Source organism: Bacillus sp. FSL M7-0307, assembly GCF_038627835.1.
In the GTDB taxonomy this organism is placed as follows: Bacteria; Bacillota; Bacilli; order Bacillales; family Bacillaceae; genus Bacillus; species Bacillus altitudinis.
This window is the reverse complement of the sequence record NZ_CP152023.1, coordinates 1,832,910-1,850,324: the sequence shown is the minus strand read 5'-3', so window position 1 is coordinate 1,850,324 and position 17,415 is coordinate 1,832,910. Positions and strand designations below refer to the sequence as shown.

General features: G+C 43.8%; 15 protein-coding genes. 11 read left to right on the top strand and 4 right to left on the bottom strand.

Annotated features, from left to right (window positions below; genetic code table 11):
- Positions 1-59: 59 nt before the first annotated feature.
- A complete protein-coding gene (locus MHI41_RS09360; RefSeq protein ID WP_336619529.1) occupies positions 60-1,193 on the bottom strand; it encodes a sugar diacid recognition domain-containing protein in 1,134 nt (377 codons plus the stop codon).
- A gap of 125 nt (positions 1,194-1,318) precedes the next feature.
- On the opposite strand from MHI41_RS09360, the gene MHI41_RS09355 reads away from it, so the two are divergent.
- Complete coding sequence (locus MHI41_RS09355; RefSeq protein WP_046527663.1) at positions 1,319-1,873, top strand: hypothetical protein; 555 nt, start codon at positions 1,319-1,321, stop codon at positions 1,871-1,873.
- A gap of 33 nt (positions 1,874-1,906) precedes the next feature.
- Here MHI41_RS09355 and MHI41_RS09350 read toward each other — a convergent pair whose 3' ends face one another.
- Both MHI41_RS09350 and MHI41_RS09345 read right to left on the bottom strand, forming a co-directional pair.
- Complete coding sequence (locus MHI41_RS09350; RefSeq protein ID WP_017359513.1) at positions 1,907-2,296, bottom strand: tautomerase family protein; 390 nt, start codon at positions 2,294-2,296, stop codon at positions 1,907-1,909.
- A gap of 121 nt (positions 2,297-2,417) precedes the next feature.
- Positions 2,418-3,170: a DeoR/GlpR family DNA-binding transcription regulator gene (locus tag MHI41_RS09345; protein ID WP_060832382.1), complete on the bottom strand. Its 753-nt coding sequence runs from the start codon at positions 3,168-3,170 to the stop codon at positions 2,418-2,420.
- A gap of 90 nt (positions 3,171-3,260) precedes the next feature.
- On the opposite strand from MHI41_RS09345, the gene MHI41_RS09340 reads away from it, so the two are divergent.
- The 10 genes from MHI41_RS09340 (at position 3,261) to MHI41_RS09295 (ending at position 15,467) form a co-directional block, all read left to right on the top strand.
- A complete protein-coding gene (locus MHI41_RS09340) occupies positions 3,261-4,148 on the top strand; it encodes a tyrosine-protein phosphatase (protein ID WP_342494749.1) in 888 nt (295 codons plus the stop codon).
- A gap of 24 nt (positions 4,149-4,172) precedes the next feature.
- The gene (locus MHI41_RS09335; protein WP_342494748.1) at positions 4,173-5,708 is read left to right on the top strand and encodes a family 10 glycosylhydrolase; all 1,536 of its coding nucleotides are present in this window, start codon (positions 4,173-4,175) and stop codon (positions 5,706-5,708) included.
- Positions 5,709-5,867: 159 nt separating this feature from the next.
- Entirely contained in the window at positions 5,868-7,010 is a 1,143-nt protein-coding gene (locus tag MHI41_RS09330; protein WP_249670123.1) for an acyl-CoA dehydrogenase family protein, read from the top strand.
- Positions 7,011-7,052: 42 nt separating this feature from the next.
- Entirely contained in the window at positions 7,053-8,690 is a 1,638-nt protein-coding gene (locus MHI41_RS09325; RefSeq protein ID WP_342494747.1) for an AMP-binding protein, read from the top strand.
- 8 nt (positions 8,691-8,698) lie between these two features.
- Positions 8,699-10,048: an acetyl-CoA carboxylase biotin carboxylase subunit gene (locus MHI41_RS09320; RefSeq protein WP_342494746.1), complete on the top strand. Its 1,350-nt coding sequence runs from the start codon at positions 8,699-8,701 to the stop codon at positions 10,046-10,048.
- Complete coding sequence (locus MHI41_RS09315) at positions 10,045-10,260, top strand: acetyl-CoA carboxylase biotin carboxyl carrier protein subunit (RefSeq protein ID WP_008346646.1); 216 nt, start codon at positions 10,045-10,047, stop codon at positions 10,258-10,260. The genes MHI41_RS09320 and MHI41_RS09315 overlap by 4 nt, the downstream gene beginning before the upstream one ends.
- Positions 10,261-10,272: 12 nt before the next feature.
- Positions 10,273-11,178, top strand: a complete 906-nt coding sequence (locus tag MHI41_RS09310; protein WP_282833696.1) for a hydroxymethylglutaryl-CoA lyase — start codon at positions 10,273-10,275, stop codon at positions 11,176-11,178.
- Between the two features lie 15 nt (positions 11,179-11,193).
- Entirely contained in the window at positions 11,194-11,976 is a 783-nt protein-coding gene (locus MHI41_RS09305) for an enoyl-CoA hydratase (protein ID WP_342494745.1), read from the top strand.
- A gap of 18 nt (positions 11,977-11,994) precedes the next feature.
- Complete coding sequence (locus MHI41_RS09300) at positions 11,995-13,518, top strand: acyl-CoA carboxylase subunit beta (RefSeq protein WP_342494744.1); 1,524 nt, start codon at positions 11,995-11,997, stop codon at positions 13,516-13,518.
- A 14-nt stretch (positions 13,519-13,532) separates the two neighbouring features.
- A complete protein-coding gene (locus MHI41_RS09295) occupies positions 13,533-15,467 on the top strand; it encodes an AMP-binding protein (protein ID WP_342494743.1) in 1,935 nt (644 codons plus the stop codon).
- Between the two features lie 223 nt (positions 15,468-15,690).
- Here MHI41_RS09295 and cysI read toward each other — a convergent pair whose 3' ends face one another.
- Positions 15,691-17,409, bottom strand: a complete 1,719-nt coding sequence (gene cysI, locus MHI41_RS09290; RefSeq protein WP_282833692.1) for an assimilatory sulfite reductase (NADPH) hemoprotein subunit — start codon at positions 17,407-17,409, stop codon at positions 15,691-15,693.
- Positions 17,410-17,415: the final 6 nt, after the last annotated feature.

The window sequence follows — 17,415 nt, the reverse complement described above, 5'->3', positions numbered from 1 at the left end:
ATTTAACGTCTCGTTTCTATCAGTATAAAAAAAGAACCGTCACATGCCTATGGACGATTCTACAAAATATCAGGCTGTTTTATCGTATTTTTTGTATCATGATCTAAAAGCAGCAATGCCAAATAAAAAAGCATCGCATCTTGCATGCGCTTTGGATCAAGTGTGGTTAAATCCTGGATTCGTTTTAATCTGTAATGAAGTGTATTAATATGGACATGCATGGCTTCGGCTGTATGTTTCAATGAGTAATCCGAAGCGATGAGTACCCGCAAAGTTTTCACTAGTTCAGGATAGGGGAAAAGGGACGCAATCGTTCGATCAAGAAACGCATCTTTTGTTTCCTGACTGATTTCCTCCATAAAAAGTTCAAGTGTCAAATCTTCATCAAACACAATGGGTGTTTCAGCATGCGCCAATTTTAAAGCGCGAAAGGCTTGGTGAAAGGACTGCTTCATGAAATGAGAAGCTGCTGGTTTTCCCGCACCAATGAAAACCCTCGTTGGTGAGAGCGCTGCAAGCGCAGCATGAATATGGAACAGGCGCTTGTGCCATGTATCACGACCATCTGGTGTGGCTTGCAGCATGAGCAAAAAACGTGCATGCCCCCAGCGCACAATGATCTCCTGATTGGTCAGGTGCAATTTGTCCTTCATCAGTTTGTATTGATCCTGCTTCATAAACGATTCATCTTGACAATCAATGAGAATAGCGACACGCTGCTTGTTGACATCAAGGCCAAGCCGCTGCGCTTTATCGGTCATATCAACCGCTGTCTCTGGCAGATGAAGCCAGTCGAACACAAAGGCTTCAAGCTGCCGTTCATCTGTTTCCGTTTCTTGAAAAAATTCATGTTCTTGAATGAGCAGCTCTGTCATTTTACGTAAAATGTCGCCAAAAGGGGACACATGCCTTGGATCGCCTGTCATTCCAATGACCCCAATGACTTCTTGTTTAAAATAAATAGGCAGATTGATACCGGCTTTGACGCCTTTCATCTGCAGCACATCATCCTTTGTGAGAATTCGTTTCTGCCCTTCTAAGGATGTGACATATGCTCCTTCATGAAATTGACCAATGCGTGCTGGATCTGTTGCAGCAATAATAGTACCGTTTGTTTGTGTGATGATGATTTCTTCCGTCAGTACCTTTTTGACCTCATCTACGATTTTTTCTGCCAGTGTCATTGTGAGCAAAACGGTCCCCTCCGAGATGTTTCTTTTTACACTATCATACCATCATATGCTCAGGCATATCTTTCTTTTCATATGTTATGCTAAAATAAAAAACGCATATGAAGTAGATGAAAGGAGACACAGCCATGTCACTGCAAAATCGCTTACAAGATTTACTGAAAGAAGGGCAGGCGCTCACCGACTTTGAATATAACAAAGCCGCAAGTCAAAATTGGCCGCTAGAAGGGGCAAAAATGACAGAAGAAGCACGCTTTGCTGATGTTTATATAGAACGTGTAGACAAGGAATCGGAGGAAATGATCCAAACAGAAAATGCTTCCTTTTTAAATACACCTCTTACATACGTAAAAAAACAACAAAAAGAATTCATTTACATCGAGTCGAAGTGGTTTGATGTGGTGAGAGCCGACGGACTTGCCATTGAATGGGATGAAGTATTTCAGACGTATACCGTGTTATTCGGATTGAAGCGTCCTAAAAAAGATACTGGATTACTAAAAGAGATGCTCTCAACATTAAATGGTGCTCAGCTTCAATTTAATGGACAAGACGGGTTATTTGATGTCAACATTCCGCTTCTTGAACTAGAGGACATCAAAGAAGATACACCTTTGATTGGTGTGATCTCAGCAGTGTACCGCTATTTATTCAACTTGCTCATGCAGCTTGAAAATGAATGAATCAAAAAACGGCTCAAATTCCTGAGCCGTTTTTTAGAGCAATCCTCTTATGAATTGAGCCTCACCCATCCCGAAGCTCCAATCGGCGTCTCCATTTTCCACGATGGAGATCATCACATCCGTCTTGGCAACCCCGCATTCTTTTTCTACACGTTCTGCGATTTGTGCATAAAGCTGTTCCTTTTGCTCTTTCGTCCGCTGTTTACTGACAACACTAATGACAACAAGATCTTTTGTTCTCGGATAACCAAGCCCAGTGTCTTCAATCATCATCTCTTCAGGGCGGTGCTGATGAACAATTTGATAGCGATCTCGTTCAGGTACCCCAAAGGCATCAACCATTGCTTCATGGCAAGTGTCCAGCAGTTTTTTTAATTCCTCTTTTGAACGGCCTTCTATCACGTCAAATCGTAACAACGGCATCAGGTCAACCTCCAAATATGTGTTAAATGTACAATCATAATGTAACCAACACTTCGCCGTTTCACTCTTTTGCGCATAAGAAAAAAGCCAAAACATTGGCGCTTGGCTTTTTCGCTCTGGACTAAGGCGTGACAAACTTCACATCATGCTCTTTTCCATATTGAAGGTAATCTTCATTTGGTTGTTCGTTCGTCACGACGATGTCTATGTCTTTTAAGTCACAAAACGTGGTCAAGGCATAATGGTCGAACTTACTATCATCGACTAATAAAAAGGTTTTGGCGTTTTTTTCAACGAGCGTTTTTTTAATATCTGTCTCAAGCGGGGAGGAATTCGTGACGCCATGATCAATGGATAAACCAGTTGATGCAATAAATGCTTTATTGACATTGTATGCTTTTAGACGCTCAACACTTTGATAACCAACGAAAGAATTTGTCTTTCGCTCTAGCATACCCCCGGTTGAAAAGATGGTGAGGTGTTCATAAGGCATAGCCTGTGTAATGAAATCCACGTTATTTGTCACAACGGTAATCTGTTTCTCCTTCAAATAGGGAAGCATCTCCAGTGTCGTTGTACCAGAATCAACAAAAATCATATCACCATGTTCAACAAAAGCGGCGGCAGCCTGTCCGATCATTTGTTTTTTACTCAGCTGACGAGTCTTTCGCTCCTGATACACCACCAACGTTGAGTGGTTCACAGCGACGCCGCCGTACACTTTCTTTAGCACGCCGGATTCTACCAATGCTTGTACATCTCGGCGTATGGTGTTTTTTGAGACGCCAAAATGCGTCACAAGCTCATCAAGAGAGGCAGATTCCCGGTCAAATACATACTCTTTTATTTGCTGAATACGTTTTGTTTTTATCATGCTACAATCTCCAATCAATACGAATATGCTGATTCTATTATAACAATAATTCCACGTAAAAGATGTCACTGATCAACATGGGAGAATTGAATGATCTTTTTCTCTTATCTTTTCTCATTTTTCATAAAAGCGTATGATAGAGAAAAGAGGATAGAAAGGATTTTCACTTCTATGAATGAGCACAACATACAATTTTCAAAGCTAGCAAATTTTAGAGAGGTAGGGGGACTCCAAACAACGGATCAGATGGTCATCAAACAAGGAATGATTTATCGATCTGCCGATTTATCACGTCTCACGAAGCAAGACATATTGACGTTCTCAACACTTGGAATTCAAACGATTTGTGACCTGCGTACAAGCTCAGAACGAAAATCACACCCGCCAAAGATCATGGAACATGACAAAATTGTTCATATCCCTATGCAGCCTGACAGCATGATGCCTAGCAAATGGACCATGTTTCGTATGCTGATAGCAGAAGGAAAATCTCTATCCTTTACACCGATCATGAAAGATGTATATCAAAGCATGCTCTATGAGCGAAAAAAAGAGATTCAGCAATTGTTTACTCTACTGTCAGATGAAAAAAATTATCCACTTATGCTTCACTGTACAAGCGGAAAGGACCGTACAGGCTTTTTATCTGCTCTTATTCAATTAGCAACGGGTGTGCCGGTGCATACCGTTTTAAGTGAATACATGCGTTCCAATGAAGGCGTGAAAATGCTAGTGAAAAGACAAGAACGATTTGTTCGTATGATGAGTTTATATCGGGTGTCAAAAGAACAAATTCAACCCCTGCTTGGTGTGCAGCAAGATTATCTCGAAGATGTACTGAATGAGATGATGGATACATACGGAAATGCAGAGCGGTATTTAGTAGAAGCCTGCGCCGTCCCGCAAGCTCAGCTGCTTAAAGTAAAAAACATCTTGCTTACACCATCTGCTGGCATTCCATCACAAAACGCAGAATAAACTTAATATGAGGTGATGCACAACATGCTGAAAAAGATCAGTATGACGGTTCTGACACTAGTTTTCATGGGTGTCTTCTTATTGATTCCGTCTAGCAGTCTAGCTCGTTCGATGCCAAAAGGAAAGCTTGAGAGCACAAGAGAGATGCGTGCAGTGTGGGTTGCATCGGTTTATAACTTAGATTGGCCTTCAAAGAAAGGACTGCCCAGAGATGAGCAGAAACAAGAATTCATTCAACTGTTAGACGACATCAAAGCGATGAATATGAACGCCGTCATCATGCAAATTAAACCAACAGCAGATGCCTTTTATCCATCGAAATTCGGGCCATGGTCTGAATATTTGACTGGTACACAAGGGAAAGACCCTGGATATGACCCGCTTGAATTTATGATAGAAGAAGCACATAAACGTGGCCTTGAATTTCATGCTTGGTTTAACCCTTATCGAATCACCATGAATCATACCGATCTCAACCGGTTATCAGACGATCATCCTGCAAAAGCACACCCTGAGTGGACCATCGCCTACGGAAATCAGCTTTACTTTAATCCAGGCATTCCTGATGCTCAGGACTTCATTGTTGACGGGATAGAGGAAGTAGTGAAAAACTACGATATTGATGCGGTGCATATGGATGATTATTTTTACCCGAATAAAATCGCTGGTGTGCCATTTCCAGATCAAGAAACGTATGAAACTTACGGGAAGAAGTTCACTCATATAGAAGATTGGCGAAGGGATAATGTGAACGAGCTAGTGAAGCAGATCAATGACACCATTAAGAAAGAAAAGCCGTATGTGAAATTTGGTATTAGCCCATTTGGTGTATGGCGCAACATAAAAGATGACCCAACCGGTTCAAACACAACAGCAGGGATGACCAATTATGATGATTTGTATGCTGATACAAGAGAATGGATACAGCAGCACCATATCGATTATATCACCCCGCAAATTTATTGGAGTATTGGCTTTCAGCCCGCTGCCTATGATGTGCTGACGAAATGGTGGTCAAATGAAGTGAAGGGGCAACCTGTTCATTTGTACATTGGTCAAGCGACGTATAAAATCAATCAAAACAGTGATCCTGCTTGGTCTGATCACGAGGAGTATTTTCGCCAGATCGAGCTGAACAGGCAGTCACAGCTCGTACAAGGAAGCATGCATTTTAGTCTGAAAGATATCAATCGGAATCCCTTGAATGTAAAGACACGATTAATAGAAGAAACCTATAGCAAACCAGCTCTCATACCAGAGATGCCATGGCTTCATCAAAAAGCGCCAAAAAAACCAATCATTCAATCTGTGAAAAAGACAGAGGATGGTGCAGTTTTACAGATACAAAATGATCCGCACTCTAGTGCATCCTATTATGCAGTCTATCGATTGTCGAATAAAGGGACATACGAATTTGTGCAAACGGTCAGAAAAGAAACAGGCTCCTTCACACATACGAAAGACATTTTAGCCAATCAAAAGAAGAGCTATACCTACAAAGTGACGGCACTCAATCGCCTTCATCATGAAAGCAAGCCTTCTACAAAAACAGTAAAATAACAAAGACAGCATAAATGAGGGTTTTCCTCCATTTATGCTTTTTTGCTTTCTCTATTTTTCTACTATTTTTATTTTAATTTTCTGAATTCAATCAAGCTTGGCATGAAGCAGCTATTTGATTAATAAATATGATAGAAAAGCGCCAAAGGGGGAAGCAAAATGGATTTTGAATTAACGAAAGAGCAGCAAATGATCCGTCAGATGGTCAAAGAATTTGCAAAAACAGAAATTGCACCACACGCTCAAACAGTTGATGAACAGGCAGCATTTCCCGTAAAAACATTTCAAAAAATGGGGGAGCTCGGTTTTATGGGTATACCCTTTCCAGAGAAATATGGAGGTTCTGGAGGAGATACGATCTCATATGCACTGGCAGTAGAAGAAATTGGAAAACAGTGTGCAAGTACAGGTTTAAGTTATGCCGCAGCGGTTTCCTTAGGCGCAAGTCCACTTTATTACTTCGGGACGGAGGAGCAAAAGATGGACCATCTTGTTCCATTAGCCTCTGGAACAGCGCTTGGCTCCTTCGGATTAACAGAACCAAACGCCGGATCAGATGCAAAAGGAACAAAAACAAAAGCCATTAAAGACGGACAAGAATATGTCATCAGTGGGGAAAAGTGCTGGATCACCAATGCCAATTATGCCAGAACGATTATTGTCACCGCTGTGACAGATCATGATGAAAACGGACATCCGATCATCTCCGCCTTTATTGTGGAGAAAGGGCAAAAGGGACTGTCGATTACAAATCCATATGACAAAATGGGGGTTCGCGGTTCAGATACGGCTGAAATCATTTTAGACGAAGTACGTGTACCAGCGCATCATATATTGGGAGACAAATCGAAAGGATTCAAGCAATTTTTATATACATTAGACGGCGGACGAATTTCCATTGCAGCCTTATCTGTCGGAATTGCGCAAGCGGCACTTGATGCTTCACTTTCCTATGCAAAAGAAAGAAAGCAATTTGGGCAGACGCTCTCATCCTTCCAGGCCATTCAGTTTAAGCTGGCGGATATGGCGATGCAAATAGAGCTTGCAAGACAAATGGTCTGGAAAGCCGCTTGGCTGAAAGATCAAGGCAAACCATTTACAAAAGAAGCGGCCTATGCCAAACTGTTTGCTTCAGAAATGGCCACAAAAGCAAGTCTTGATGCGGTCCAAATTCATGGCGGAACAGGCTATATGAAAGAATGCGGTGTTGAACGGCTTGTGAGAGATGCCAAGCTGATGGAAATCGGAGAAGGAACCTCTGAAATTCAGCGGCTCGTGATTGCAAGACAGCTGTTAGCGTAATACCTTAATGAAAACGCTTACTACACATGAGGGAGGAAAGCAATGATGTCGATTCACCCGCAAACGATTGGCTCCCTATTAAGAGAAAAAAAAGAACAGCATCCAGCACATGAAGCCATTGTTTACCCAGAACGTTCTTTGCGTTATTCGTACGAAGCGTTTTATCGAGAGGTCAAGGCAACAGGTAAAGGTCTCATGGCATTAGGGGTTCAAAAGGGAGATCACATCGCCATTATGGCACCAAATATACCTGAATGGCTCATTCTTCAATTTGCCTGCGCCTCCATTGGTGCTGTTCTTGTCACTGTGAATACCAATTTTCAATCACAGGAACTCGCCTATTTACTCAAGCATTCTGACAGCAAAATGTTGTTTATTGTAGACGGCTTTAAAGAAACGTCCTATGTCAACATGCTTGAAGAGCTGATTCCAGAACTTCAAACCGCTCATCAAGAGGAGATCACTTCCACACAATTTCCTTATTTAAAAAGATGTATCTATATCGGTCAGCATGTACCAAACGGCATGCTCAGCTGGGATCGTCTTCAAGTGGCAGCCAAAAGAACCGAAGATCATCAATGGGAGAAGCGATTGAATGAGCTCACGCCTGATGACGTTATTAATATGCAGTACACTTCAGGCACAACCGGCTATCCAAAAGGCGTCATGCTCAGCCACACAAACATCGTCTGTAATGCGAGTCAGATCGCAGATTGTATGAAATTAACAGAGCAGGACCGTATGTGTATCCCAGTACCGTTTTTTCATTGCTTCGGCTCTGTTCTTGGTGTACTTGCTTGTCTCACAAAAGGGGGAACGATCATTCCACTTGAATCATTCCATCCAGAACGAGTCCTTCAAACAGTAGAAAAAGAAAAATGCACGGTTCTTCACGGTGTACCAACCATGTTCATCGCAGAGCTCGATCATCCAAATTTCCACTCTTATGACCTGTCCACATTACGAACGGGGATTATGGCCGGTTCACTCTGCCCATCCCACGTCATGAAAGCAGTCATTGAAAAAATGGGACTGAGAGAGCTCACGATTGCCTATGGTCAAACCGAAAGTTCACCCGTCATTACCCAAACAAGAACCGATGATTCGTTTGAAAGACGCGTTCAAACGGTCGGGCGTGCGCTTCCTCAAATTGAAGTCAAAATTGCTTTACCAGGGACATCAGAAGAAGTGCCAAGAGGACAGCAAGGAGAGCTTTGTACAAGAGGTTACCATGTCATGAAGGGCTATTATAAAAACGAAGAAGCAACAAATGAAGTCATTGATGAGGACGGATGGCTTCATACAGGGGATTTAGCTGAGATGGATCATGACGGTTATGTGAAAATCACAGGCCGGCTCAAAGATATGATCATCAGAGGCGGAGAGAATGTGTACCCAAAAGAGATTGAGGATGTCCTATACACTCACCCTGCCATTCTTGACGCACAGGTTGTTGGTATTCCTGACGAAACATACGGCGAGGAAGCAGCCGCATTCATTCGGCTGAAACAAGGGAAGTCGGTCTCAATTGAGACATTAACGAGCTATTGTCAGTCGAAAATGGCACGCTACAAAATCCCGAAATACTTTTTCATTACAGATGAGTACCCAATGACCGCCTCAGGCAAAATTCAGAAATTCCGCTTGAAAAAGCAGGCGCTTGATCTAATAAAGGAGTGAAGGCAGCGATGTTTGAACAAGTATTGATCGCCAATCGAGGCGAAATTGCCCGTAGAGTGATTCGGACATGTAAACGGCTCGGAATCAAAACCGTTGCCGTTTATTCAGAGGCTGATCAGCATGCACTTCATGTGGAAGAAGCAGACAGCGCCTATTATATCGGCGGCGCTAAAGTTTCTGAAAGCTATTTAAACATGGAAGCGATCATTAAGGTTGCCAAACAAACAAATGCTGATGCTATCCACCCGGGGTATGGTCTTTTATCAGAAAATGCGGCATTTGCTGAACGCTGCCGGAGCGAAGGCATTGCCTTTATTGGACCATCTGCACAAGTCATTCAGCAGATGGGAAATAAAATTGAAGCGAGAAAAACGATGGAACAAGCGGGCATCCCAATCGTTCCTGGTGTTTCAGCCCCGCTCCATGATGCAGACGAAGGTGTTCATAAAGCACAGACACTCGGCTATCCCATTATGCTAAAAGCATCGAGTGGTGGCGGCGGGATTGGTATGCAGCTCGTCCGCAACGACGAAGAGCTGCATCGAGCGTTTGAAGGAAATCAAAAAAGAGCACAAAGTTTCTTTCAAGACGGTACGTTGTACATGGAAAAGGTAATTGAACACGCACGGCACATCGAAATTCAAGTTCTTTTTGATTCGTTCGGTCACGGCGTTCACTTATTTGAAAGAGATTGTTCACTCCAAAGAAGACATCAGAAAATTGTTGAAGAGGCACCAGCCGTCTGTCTTGAAGAAACGGTGAGACAGCAAATGGGACAGATGGCCGTCAAAGCTGCCAAAGCGATTGGGTATGAAAATGCGGGCACGATTGAATGTTTAGTCGATCAAAACCAGCAATTTTATTTCTTAGAAATGAATACGAGATTGCAAGTAGAACACCCTGTCACTGAAGAAATTACCGGGATTGACCTTGTCGAGGAGCAGCTAAAAATTGCAGCATTAGAGCCCCTGTCTTTTAGCCAAGAGGATATTCATCAAATTGGGCATGCGATTGAAGTTAGAATATACGCTGAAGACCCTGTGACATTTTACCCTTCGCCAGGCACGATCACTCGGCTTTCTACACCTGATGCCCCATACATCCGTCATGAGTCAAGCGTAACGAGTGGAAGTGTCATTACCCCATTTTACGATCCAATGATTGCGAAAATGATTGTGTACGGTGATACCCGAAAACTCGCCATAGAACGATTAAAAGCAGCATTACAAGCATATGAAATAGAAGGGATCAAAACCAATGTACCGCTTTTAAAGGAAATGGCCGAATCAACTGCCTTTTTACATGGCAGCATCACAACCGATTTTCTGATGAAAAAAAGGGAGGAAAACCGTTCATGAAAACTGTCACGATACAAATGGCCGGAAACTTATGGAAGCTTCTTGTGAAACAGGGTGATGATGTGCAAAAAGGACAGGAAGTCGCCATCTTAGAATCGATGAAAATGGAGATTCCCATTGTTGCAGAAGAAGCAGGTGTGATCAGTAAAGTGTATAAGGCGGAGGGGGACTTTGTTGACGAGGGAGAGGTACTTTTAGAGCTGACAGAATAGGGGGAAAGCCGCATGGTATTACCAAAAAACGTGCTCATTAGAGAGGTCGGCCCGCGCGATGGCCTGCAAAATGAATCCGTTTGGCTGGACACAATGGAGAAGCGAACATGGATCCATTTACTCGAAGAAGCCCATCTTCCTTATATTGAAGTCACCTCATTTGTTCATCCGAAATGGGTTCCAGCCTTAAAAGACGCCAAAGAATTAGCCCAATCATTAAACAAAAAAGAGGATATTACCTATGCCGCACTCATCCCAAATGAAAAGGGGTTAGCTCATTTTTTTGAAGCAAACCTTGAGCTAGGGGCTATGTTTATCTCAGCGAGTGAGACACATAACAAAAAGAATATGAATCGATCTATACAGGAAACATTGCCTGTGATCAAACAAATGACAGCCGATTTAAAAGCAGAAGGACGGCAAACGCGGGCCTATATTTCAACCGTGTTTGGATGTCCTTATGAAAAACAAGTGCCGATGGACCAAGTGCTGCGATTAACGGAACAGCTGCTGTCCTTCGGCATTGATGAAATATCACTTGGGGATACCATTGGGGAAGCCCATCCGCTACAAGTAGAAAGACGGTTAGACCTTTTACTTGAACGCTTTCCTGCTGATAAAATCGCACTTCATTTTCATGATACGAAAGGAATGGGGCTTGCCAATATTTATACAGCATTAAAAGCCGGCATCACCATATTTGATGCCTCTAGCGGGGGGCTTGGCGGCTGTCCTTATGCACCTGGCTCCAGCGGAAACGTGGCGACAGAAGACGTGGTGCACATGCTTCACAAACTCGGGATCGAAACAAATGTCGACCTCCCTCGCTTGATCAAAGCGGCTGAATGGATTGAAGCAAAAGTGGATCGAACCCTGCCAAGTCACTGTTTACGCGCTTTTCAGTCTCACACTACTTGATAAAGGGTGAATCACATGACTTCATTGGTCCATTTTTCAATACAAGATGATTACATTGGCATCATGACCTTAAACAGACCAGCACAAGCCAATGCTCTATCAGCTGCTATGCTAGAGGAAATTAACCAAACGATTCAAGAAATCAAACATGATGAAAACATCCGCTGTTTGCTCATGACAGGAGCTGGCGCTAAAGTTTTTTGCGCAGGAGCAGACTTAAAAGAACGGCGATTGATGACAGAACAAGAAGCCAAAGAAGCTGTTCTGACCATTCAGCAAACCTTTACAGACATTGAATCTTTGCCCGTTCCTGTCATTGCCGTGATAAACGGACACGCACTTGGCGGAGGTCTTGAGCTCGCGCTCGCCTGTGATCTCCGCATCGCAAAAGCGGGTGCAGCGCTCGGCCTGCCGGAAACAGGACTAGCTATCCTGCCGGGAGCAGGGGGCACACAAAGACTTCCGCGCCTGATCGGACCCGGGAAAGCGAAAGAAATGATCTTCACAGGCACTTCTTTACGAGCAGAAGAAGCCGTTCAAATCGGACTGATTGAACGTATCTCTACAGCCGATTCACTGATGAATGATGCCATCACACTCGCAAAACAAATCACCAAAAATGGACCGATTGCTTTAAAAGAAGCAAAACAAGCCATTCAATCCAGCCTTGATCACGATTTACAAACAGGTCTGACGAAAGAATACGAAGCTTATCTGCGGCTTATTCATACAGAAGATCGACTAGAAGGTCTCAAGGCTTTTCAAGAAAAACGAACGCCTTATTACAGAGGGAAATAGCAAGAAAGGGGAATGTTTATGATCGAAGAATATGAATTAAAAAAACAACAAATTGAAAAGGGCGGGGCAGAACGCTACCATCAAAAAAACAAAGAAAAAGGAAAATTATTTGTCCGTGATCGGCTTCATTTGCTATTAGATGAGGATTCTTTCATTGAAGATGCCATGTTTGCAGAGTGCAAAGATGAACATTTACCAGCAGATGGTGTCGTCACAGGAACCGGGCGTATGAATGGGCAGACTGTTTGTGTCATGGCAAACGACTCTACGGTTAAAGCAGGATCGTGGGGCGTCAAAACAGTAGAAAAAATCATTCGAATTCAAGAAACGGCCGAGAAGCTCAATTGTCCTATGCTGTATCTAGTCGATTCTGCGGGTGCAAGAATCACCGATCAAATCGCCATGTTTCCAGGCAGAAGAGGAGCAGGGCGAATTTTTTATAACCAAGTCAAGCTGTCTGGACGCATTCCTCAAATTTGTTTACTATTCGGTCCTTCTGCTGCCGGTGGTGCGTATATCCCTGCTTTTTGTGACATTGTCGTCATGGTCGAAGGAAATGCATCCATGTATTTAGGGTCGCCGCGAATGGCTGAAATGGTGATTGGTGAAAAAGTATCACTTGAGGAAATGGGCGGTGCGAAAATGCATTGCAGCATTTCTGGATGCGGAGATATATTAGCCAAAACAGAGGAAGAGGCCATTCAAATTGCACGTGATTATTTAACCTATATGCCTGCCAACTATATGGAAAAACCAAAAACGACAGCAGCAAAAGCACCTAAACCATCTAACATCACCATCCAAGACTTAATTCCTAAAGGCCAGAATACCCCATTTGATATGTATCAACTCATCGATTTACTGATTGATGAAGGGTCATTTTTTGAAATCAAAAAACTGTTTGCCGCAGAGTTAATCACCGGCTTTGGCAGAATGAACGGTCAGCCTGTCGGTCTCATTGCCAATCAGCCAAGGGTCAAAGGCGGCGTATTATTCCACGACTCAGCTGATAAAGCCGCCAAGTTTATTCAACTCTGTGATGCCTTTCATATCCCGCTGCTCTTTCTTGCGGACATACCAGGATTTATGATTGGAACAAAAGTGGAACAAGCCGGCATTATTCGTCATGGGGCAAAAATGATCTCCGCTATGTCAGAAGCAACCGTTCCGAAAATATCCGTCATCGTCCGTAAAGCTTACGGAGCAGGATTATATGCAATGGCAGGCCCTGCTTTTGAGCCAGACTGCTGTCTCGCTCTTCCATCGGCGCAAATCGCTGTGATGGGTCCAGAAGCCGCTGTAAATGCCGTCTATGCAAATAAAATTGCAGAACTCCCGCCCGAAGAGAGGGCTTCATTTATACAAGAGAAACGGAAGGAATACCAGGAAGATATGAATATCTATGAGCTTGCCTCTGAAATGATTGTCGATGGCGTCATCCCATTTGACCGTCTAAGAACGGAACTTTGTCATAGATTACTAGCCTATTCATCGAAAGACATGACATTTACGAAACGAAAACATCCGGTCTATCCGGTCTAAAGGGGGCAGACCTCATGATCAACCTGAAACCAGAATGGATACCGGAAGAAAAGCAGAGCCAAAAAACACGTTTGCATCAGTGGATGAAATCTCTTGGTTTTTCTACGTATGACTCATTCTATCAAGCCAGTATTGCACGCACAGACTGGTTTTGGAGAGAAGCGGAAAAGGCGGTCGGCATTCAGTGGAAAAAAAAATATGAAGCGGCATTAGGTCACCACTCATTGATGTGGCCGAAATGGTATCAGGGTGGCACACTTAACATCACCGAAACGGCTGTGGACAAATGGGCAGAAAAAGAAGAGACGAAGCATCAGCCCGCCATCATTTGGAGCAATGAAGCCGGTGAAGAAAAGAAATGGTCATTTCTCGAACTTCAAGAGAAAGTGAGCCGTCTTGCAGCTGGCTTTTTGAAAGAAGGACTTCAAAAAGGGGATGTAGCCATCATCTATATGCCAATGCTTCCAGAAACGGTCGCCGTCATGCTTGCCTTTGCAAAGATTGGTGTTATTTTCAGCCCAGTCTTCTCAGGCTATGGAAGCGAGCCACTCGCTGTACGCATTCGTGCGTCAGGCGCATCCATTGTCGTCACAGCGAATGAAATGATGCGGCGAGGGAAAACGATCAACATGCGGGAATGTGTGGCGGATGCCATCAACAAAACCACAACTGTGCAAAAAGTGATTGTGCACACTTCCTCTCATACCGGATATCAGGACGATGTCCTGCTGAATGATTTGTTACAAGAACAGCCGATCACCGGCGCGACCTATGTCACAAATGAAGATCCGCTGATGATCTTGTATACGTCAGGCACAACCGGCACACCAAAGGGAGCCGTTCATACACACGCAGGCTTTCCGATAAAGGCAGCTTTTGATGCCGGGCTATGTATGGATGTGGCAAAAGGAGACCGGCTGTTTTGGCTGACTGATATGGGCTGGATGATGGGGCCATTCCTCGTCTTTGGCAGCTTGATCAATGGAGCTGCCATCGTTTTATATGACGGCGCTCCCGATTATCCAGATGAGCAGCAGCTCTGGTCATTCATCCACGAGAAGAAAGTCACTCATTTTGGGCTTTCCCCTACATTTGTTCGTTCTGCGATGCAGCAAACGATTGATGGGGTCGAGCTATCGCATGTCAAAGCCATTATTTCTACAGGGGAACCATGGAATGAAGCTCCGTGGCAATGGTTATTTCACACCATTGGTCAAAAGAACATTCCAATCTTAAATTATTCAGGAGGAACCGAAGTTTCTGGTGGCATTGTAGGCAGTACGCTGCTTCGTCCCATCAAACCGATTCTCTTTAATGCGGCGATCTTAGGAATGGCGGCAGATGTATACAATGAAGCTGGGCAAAGCGTGATGAATGAAGTAGGGGAGCTTGTGGTGAAAAAGCCATGGGTCGGCATGACATGTGGTTTTTGGAACGAACCGGAGCGTTATGAAGATACGTATTTCAAACGATTTGATGGTGTATGGACACACGGAGATTGGGTCATGCAAACAGAGGACGGACAATTCCACATCACCGGCAGATCGGATGATGTCATTAATACAGCAGGTAAACGCATCGGGCCAGCTGAAATTGAATCCATCCTTACCTGGCATCCTGCCGTGCATGAAGCCGCTGTGATTGGGGTAAAGGATGAGGTGAAAGGGGAGGCGCTCGTCTGTTTCATCGTGACCAGTCCGCATGCTTTTGAAGAAGCAGCCCTTATCCAAGAGCTTTCAGCCCATGTTGGTTCACATGCTGGAAAAGCGCTCACACCAAAAGAAGTTCATCTCATTTCAGCTTTGCCGAAAACAAGGAATGGAAAAATCGTACGGCGTTTACTTAAAGGGGCGTATGAAGAGCAGCCTTCACCAGATCTATCTTCATTAGACAATCCAGATGTATATAAGAGTCTGACCGAATACTTAAATAAGAAACAGAAAAAATAAAAAAGACAGGATGGTTCCTGTCTCAGCGTGTAGACAAACCCTCGCATTCGGTGTCAGTCCTGCGCTTCGGTGCTCACGAATGTTAAATTCGCTCCGCGCCGATGCTCGTCCTTCCTAGGGCTGCAAAGGTTTTCTATCACGCTGAAAAGAAGACAAAGGGCTAAAATAAAGTTCATTTTAGCCCTTTGTCAACAATCTGAGACAGGATGTTTCCTGTCTCTTTTTATTGCACATGAAAATTCGTTCCATCTGTTGTCTCTTTCACAATCCCTGCACGAATGACAAAATCGCCGAAATGTTCATTTTCTTCTCGTTCTTTTGCGTAGCGGGGAAGAATAGAGCCAAGTTCTTTTAGAATGTCTTCCTCACCCACATTTTCACGGTATAATTTACTTAATCTGCTACCATCAAATGCGGCACCAAGATACATATTATACTTACCAGGTGATTTTCCGATAAATCCAATCTCTCCAAGCGCATGACGAGCACAGCCATTTGGACAACCAGTCATTCGAATGGTGATTTCTTTATCACTTAATCCGTTTTCTTCAACGATGTCTTCGATTTTATCAATCAATCGTGGAAGATAGCGCTCTGCTTCAGCCATCGCTAAACCGCATGTTGGCAAAGACACACAAGCCATTGAGCTGCGGCGCAGGGCAGAATGCTGCTGGCCGTCTGATAAACCAAACTTCTGAATGAGCTGTTCGATTTGTTTCTTTTTATGAGTTGTCACATTCCCAATGATTAAATTCTGATTGGCGGTTAAACGGAAGTCACCTGTATGAACTTTGGCGATTTCGCGGATGCCTGTCATCAGCGGATAATCATCATAATCTGTGATGCGTCCCCCTTCTACAAACATCGTATAATGCCATCTGCCGTTAATGCCTTTTACCCAGCCGTAACGGTCACCGTTATGATCAAAGTGATAATCCTTTGCCTCTAAAAGAGTAAACCCAAGACGGCGCTCAAGCTCTTCTTTTACATTCTCAAGACCAAGGCGGTCCACCGTATATTTAAAGCGGGCATTTTTTCGCACGGAACGGTTTCCGTAGTCACGTTGAATGGTGATGACTTGTTTGGCAATTTCTACGACCTGTTCAGGTGTACAAAAACCGATGACCTTTGCAAGCTGCGGATAAGTCGCTGTATCACCATGCGTCATACCCATTCCGCCGCCAATTGCGACATTAAAGCCGACCAGTTGATCGTTTTCTATAATGGCAATGAAGCCTAGATCCTGCGAAAAGACATCAATGTCATTAGCAGGAGGGACGGCCACGCCAATCTTAAATTTTCTTGGTAAATAAAGCGGACCATACATCGGTTCAACCTCAGTGTCAGGTGTTGCTGCTACCTTTTCCTCATCAAGCCAAATCTCATGATAGGCTCTTGTTTGTGGAAGTAAGTCATCACTTAATTTTTTTGCCAGCTCGTACACGTCATGGTGCACTTCAGATTGATAAGGATTCGATGTACACATGACATTCCGGTTTACATCGCCGCAAGCTGCGATCGTATCAAGCATAGTAGAATGAATGTCTTGAATGGTCTTTTTCATATTCCATTTTAAAATACCGTGAAGCTGGAAGGTTTCACGAGTTGTCAGCTTTAACGTACCGTTGCCATATTGATGAGCAAGCTCATCCATCACAAGCCACTGCTTGGAGGTGGCGATTCCGCCAGGCAGACGGACACGCAGCATAAATTGATAGGCAGGCTCAAGCTTTTGTTTTTGTCGTTCATTTCTCAGATCACGATCATCTTGTAAGTAGCTGCCGTGATGCTTCATCAGACGGTTGTCATCATCCGGAATTCCCGCTGAAATCGGATCAAGCATCACTTCTTTTAACGTACCCCGTAAATAATCACTTTTTTCTTTGATTTCCTCTACGTCGCTCGGAGGTCCATCCGGCGCTGTTAATGCTGTCTTCACCATGTAAGT

Coding starts and splice junctions, on each gene's coding strand:
- MHI41_RS09305 (WP_342494745.1), top strand. CDS start 11,194: ATGACTTCATTGGTCCATTTTTCAATACAAGATGATTACATTGGCATC.
- MHI41_RS09315 (WP_008346646.1), top strand. CDS start 10,045: ATGAAAACTGTCACGATACAAATGGCCGGAAACTTATGGAAGCTTCTT.
- MHI41_RS09350 (WP_017359513.1), bottom strand. CDS start 2,296: ATGCCGTTGTTACGATTTGACGTGATAGAAGGCCGTTCAAAAGAGGAA.
- MHI41_RS09300 (WP_342494744.1), top strand. CDS start 11,995: ATGATCGAAGAATATGAATTAAAAAAACAACAAATTGAAAAGGGCGGG.
- cysI (WP_282833692.1), bottom strand. CDS start 17,409: ATGGTGAAGACAGCATTAACAGCGCCGGATGGACCTCCGAGCGACGTA.
- MHI41_RS09325 (WP_342494747.1), top strand. CDS start 7,053: ATGATGTCGATTCACCCGCAAACGATTGGCTCCCTATTAAGAGAAAAA.
- MHI41_RS09355 (WP_046527663.1), top strand. CDS start 1,319: ATGTCACTGCAAAATCGCTTACAAGATTTACTGAAAGAAGGGCAGGCG.
- MHI41_RS09310 (WP_282833696.1), top strand. CDS start 10,273: ATGGTATTACCAAAAAACGTGCTCATTAGAGAGGTCGGCCCGCGCGAT.
- MHI41_RS09340 (WP_342494749.1), top strand. CDS start 3,261: ATGATCTTTTTCTCTTATCTTTTCTCATTTTTCATAAAAGCGTATGAT.
- MHI41_RS09320 (WP_342494746.1), top strand. CDS start 8,699: ATGTTTGAACAAGTATTGATCGCCAATCGAGGCGAAATTGCCCGTAGA.
- MHI41_RS09335 (WP_342494748.1), top strand. CDS start 4,173: ATGCTGAAAAAGATCAGTATGACGGTTCTGACACTAGTTTTCATGGGT.
- MHI41_RS09345 (WP_060832382.1), bottom strand. CDS start 3,170: ATGATAAAAACAAAACGTATTCAGCAAATAAAAGAGTATGTATTTGAC.
- MHI41_RS09330 (WP_249670123.1), top strand. CDS start 5,868: ATGGATTTTGAATTAACGAAAGAGCAGCAAATGATCCGTCAGATGGTC.
- MHI41_RS09295 (WP_342494743.1), top strand. CDS start 13,533: ATGATCAACCTGAAACCAGAATGGATACCGGAAGAAAAGCAGAGCCAA.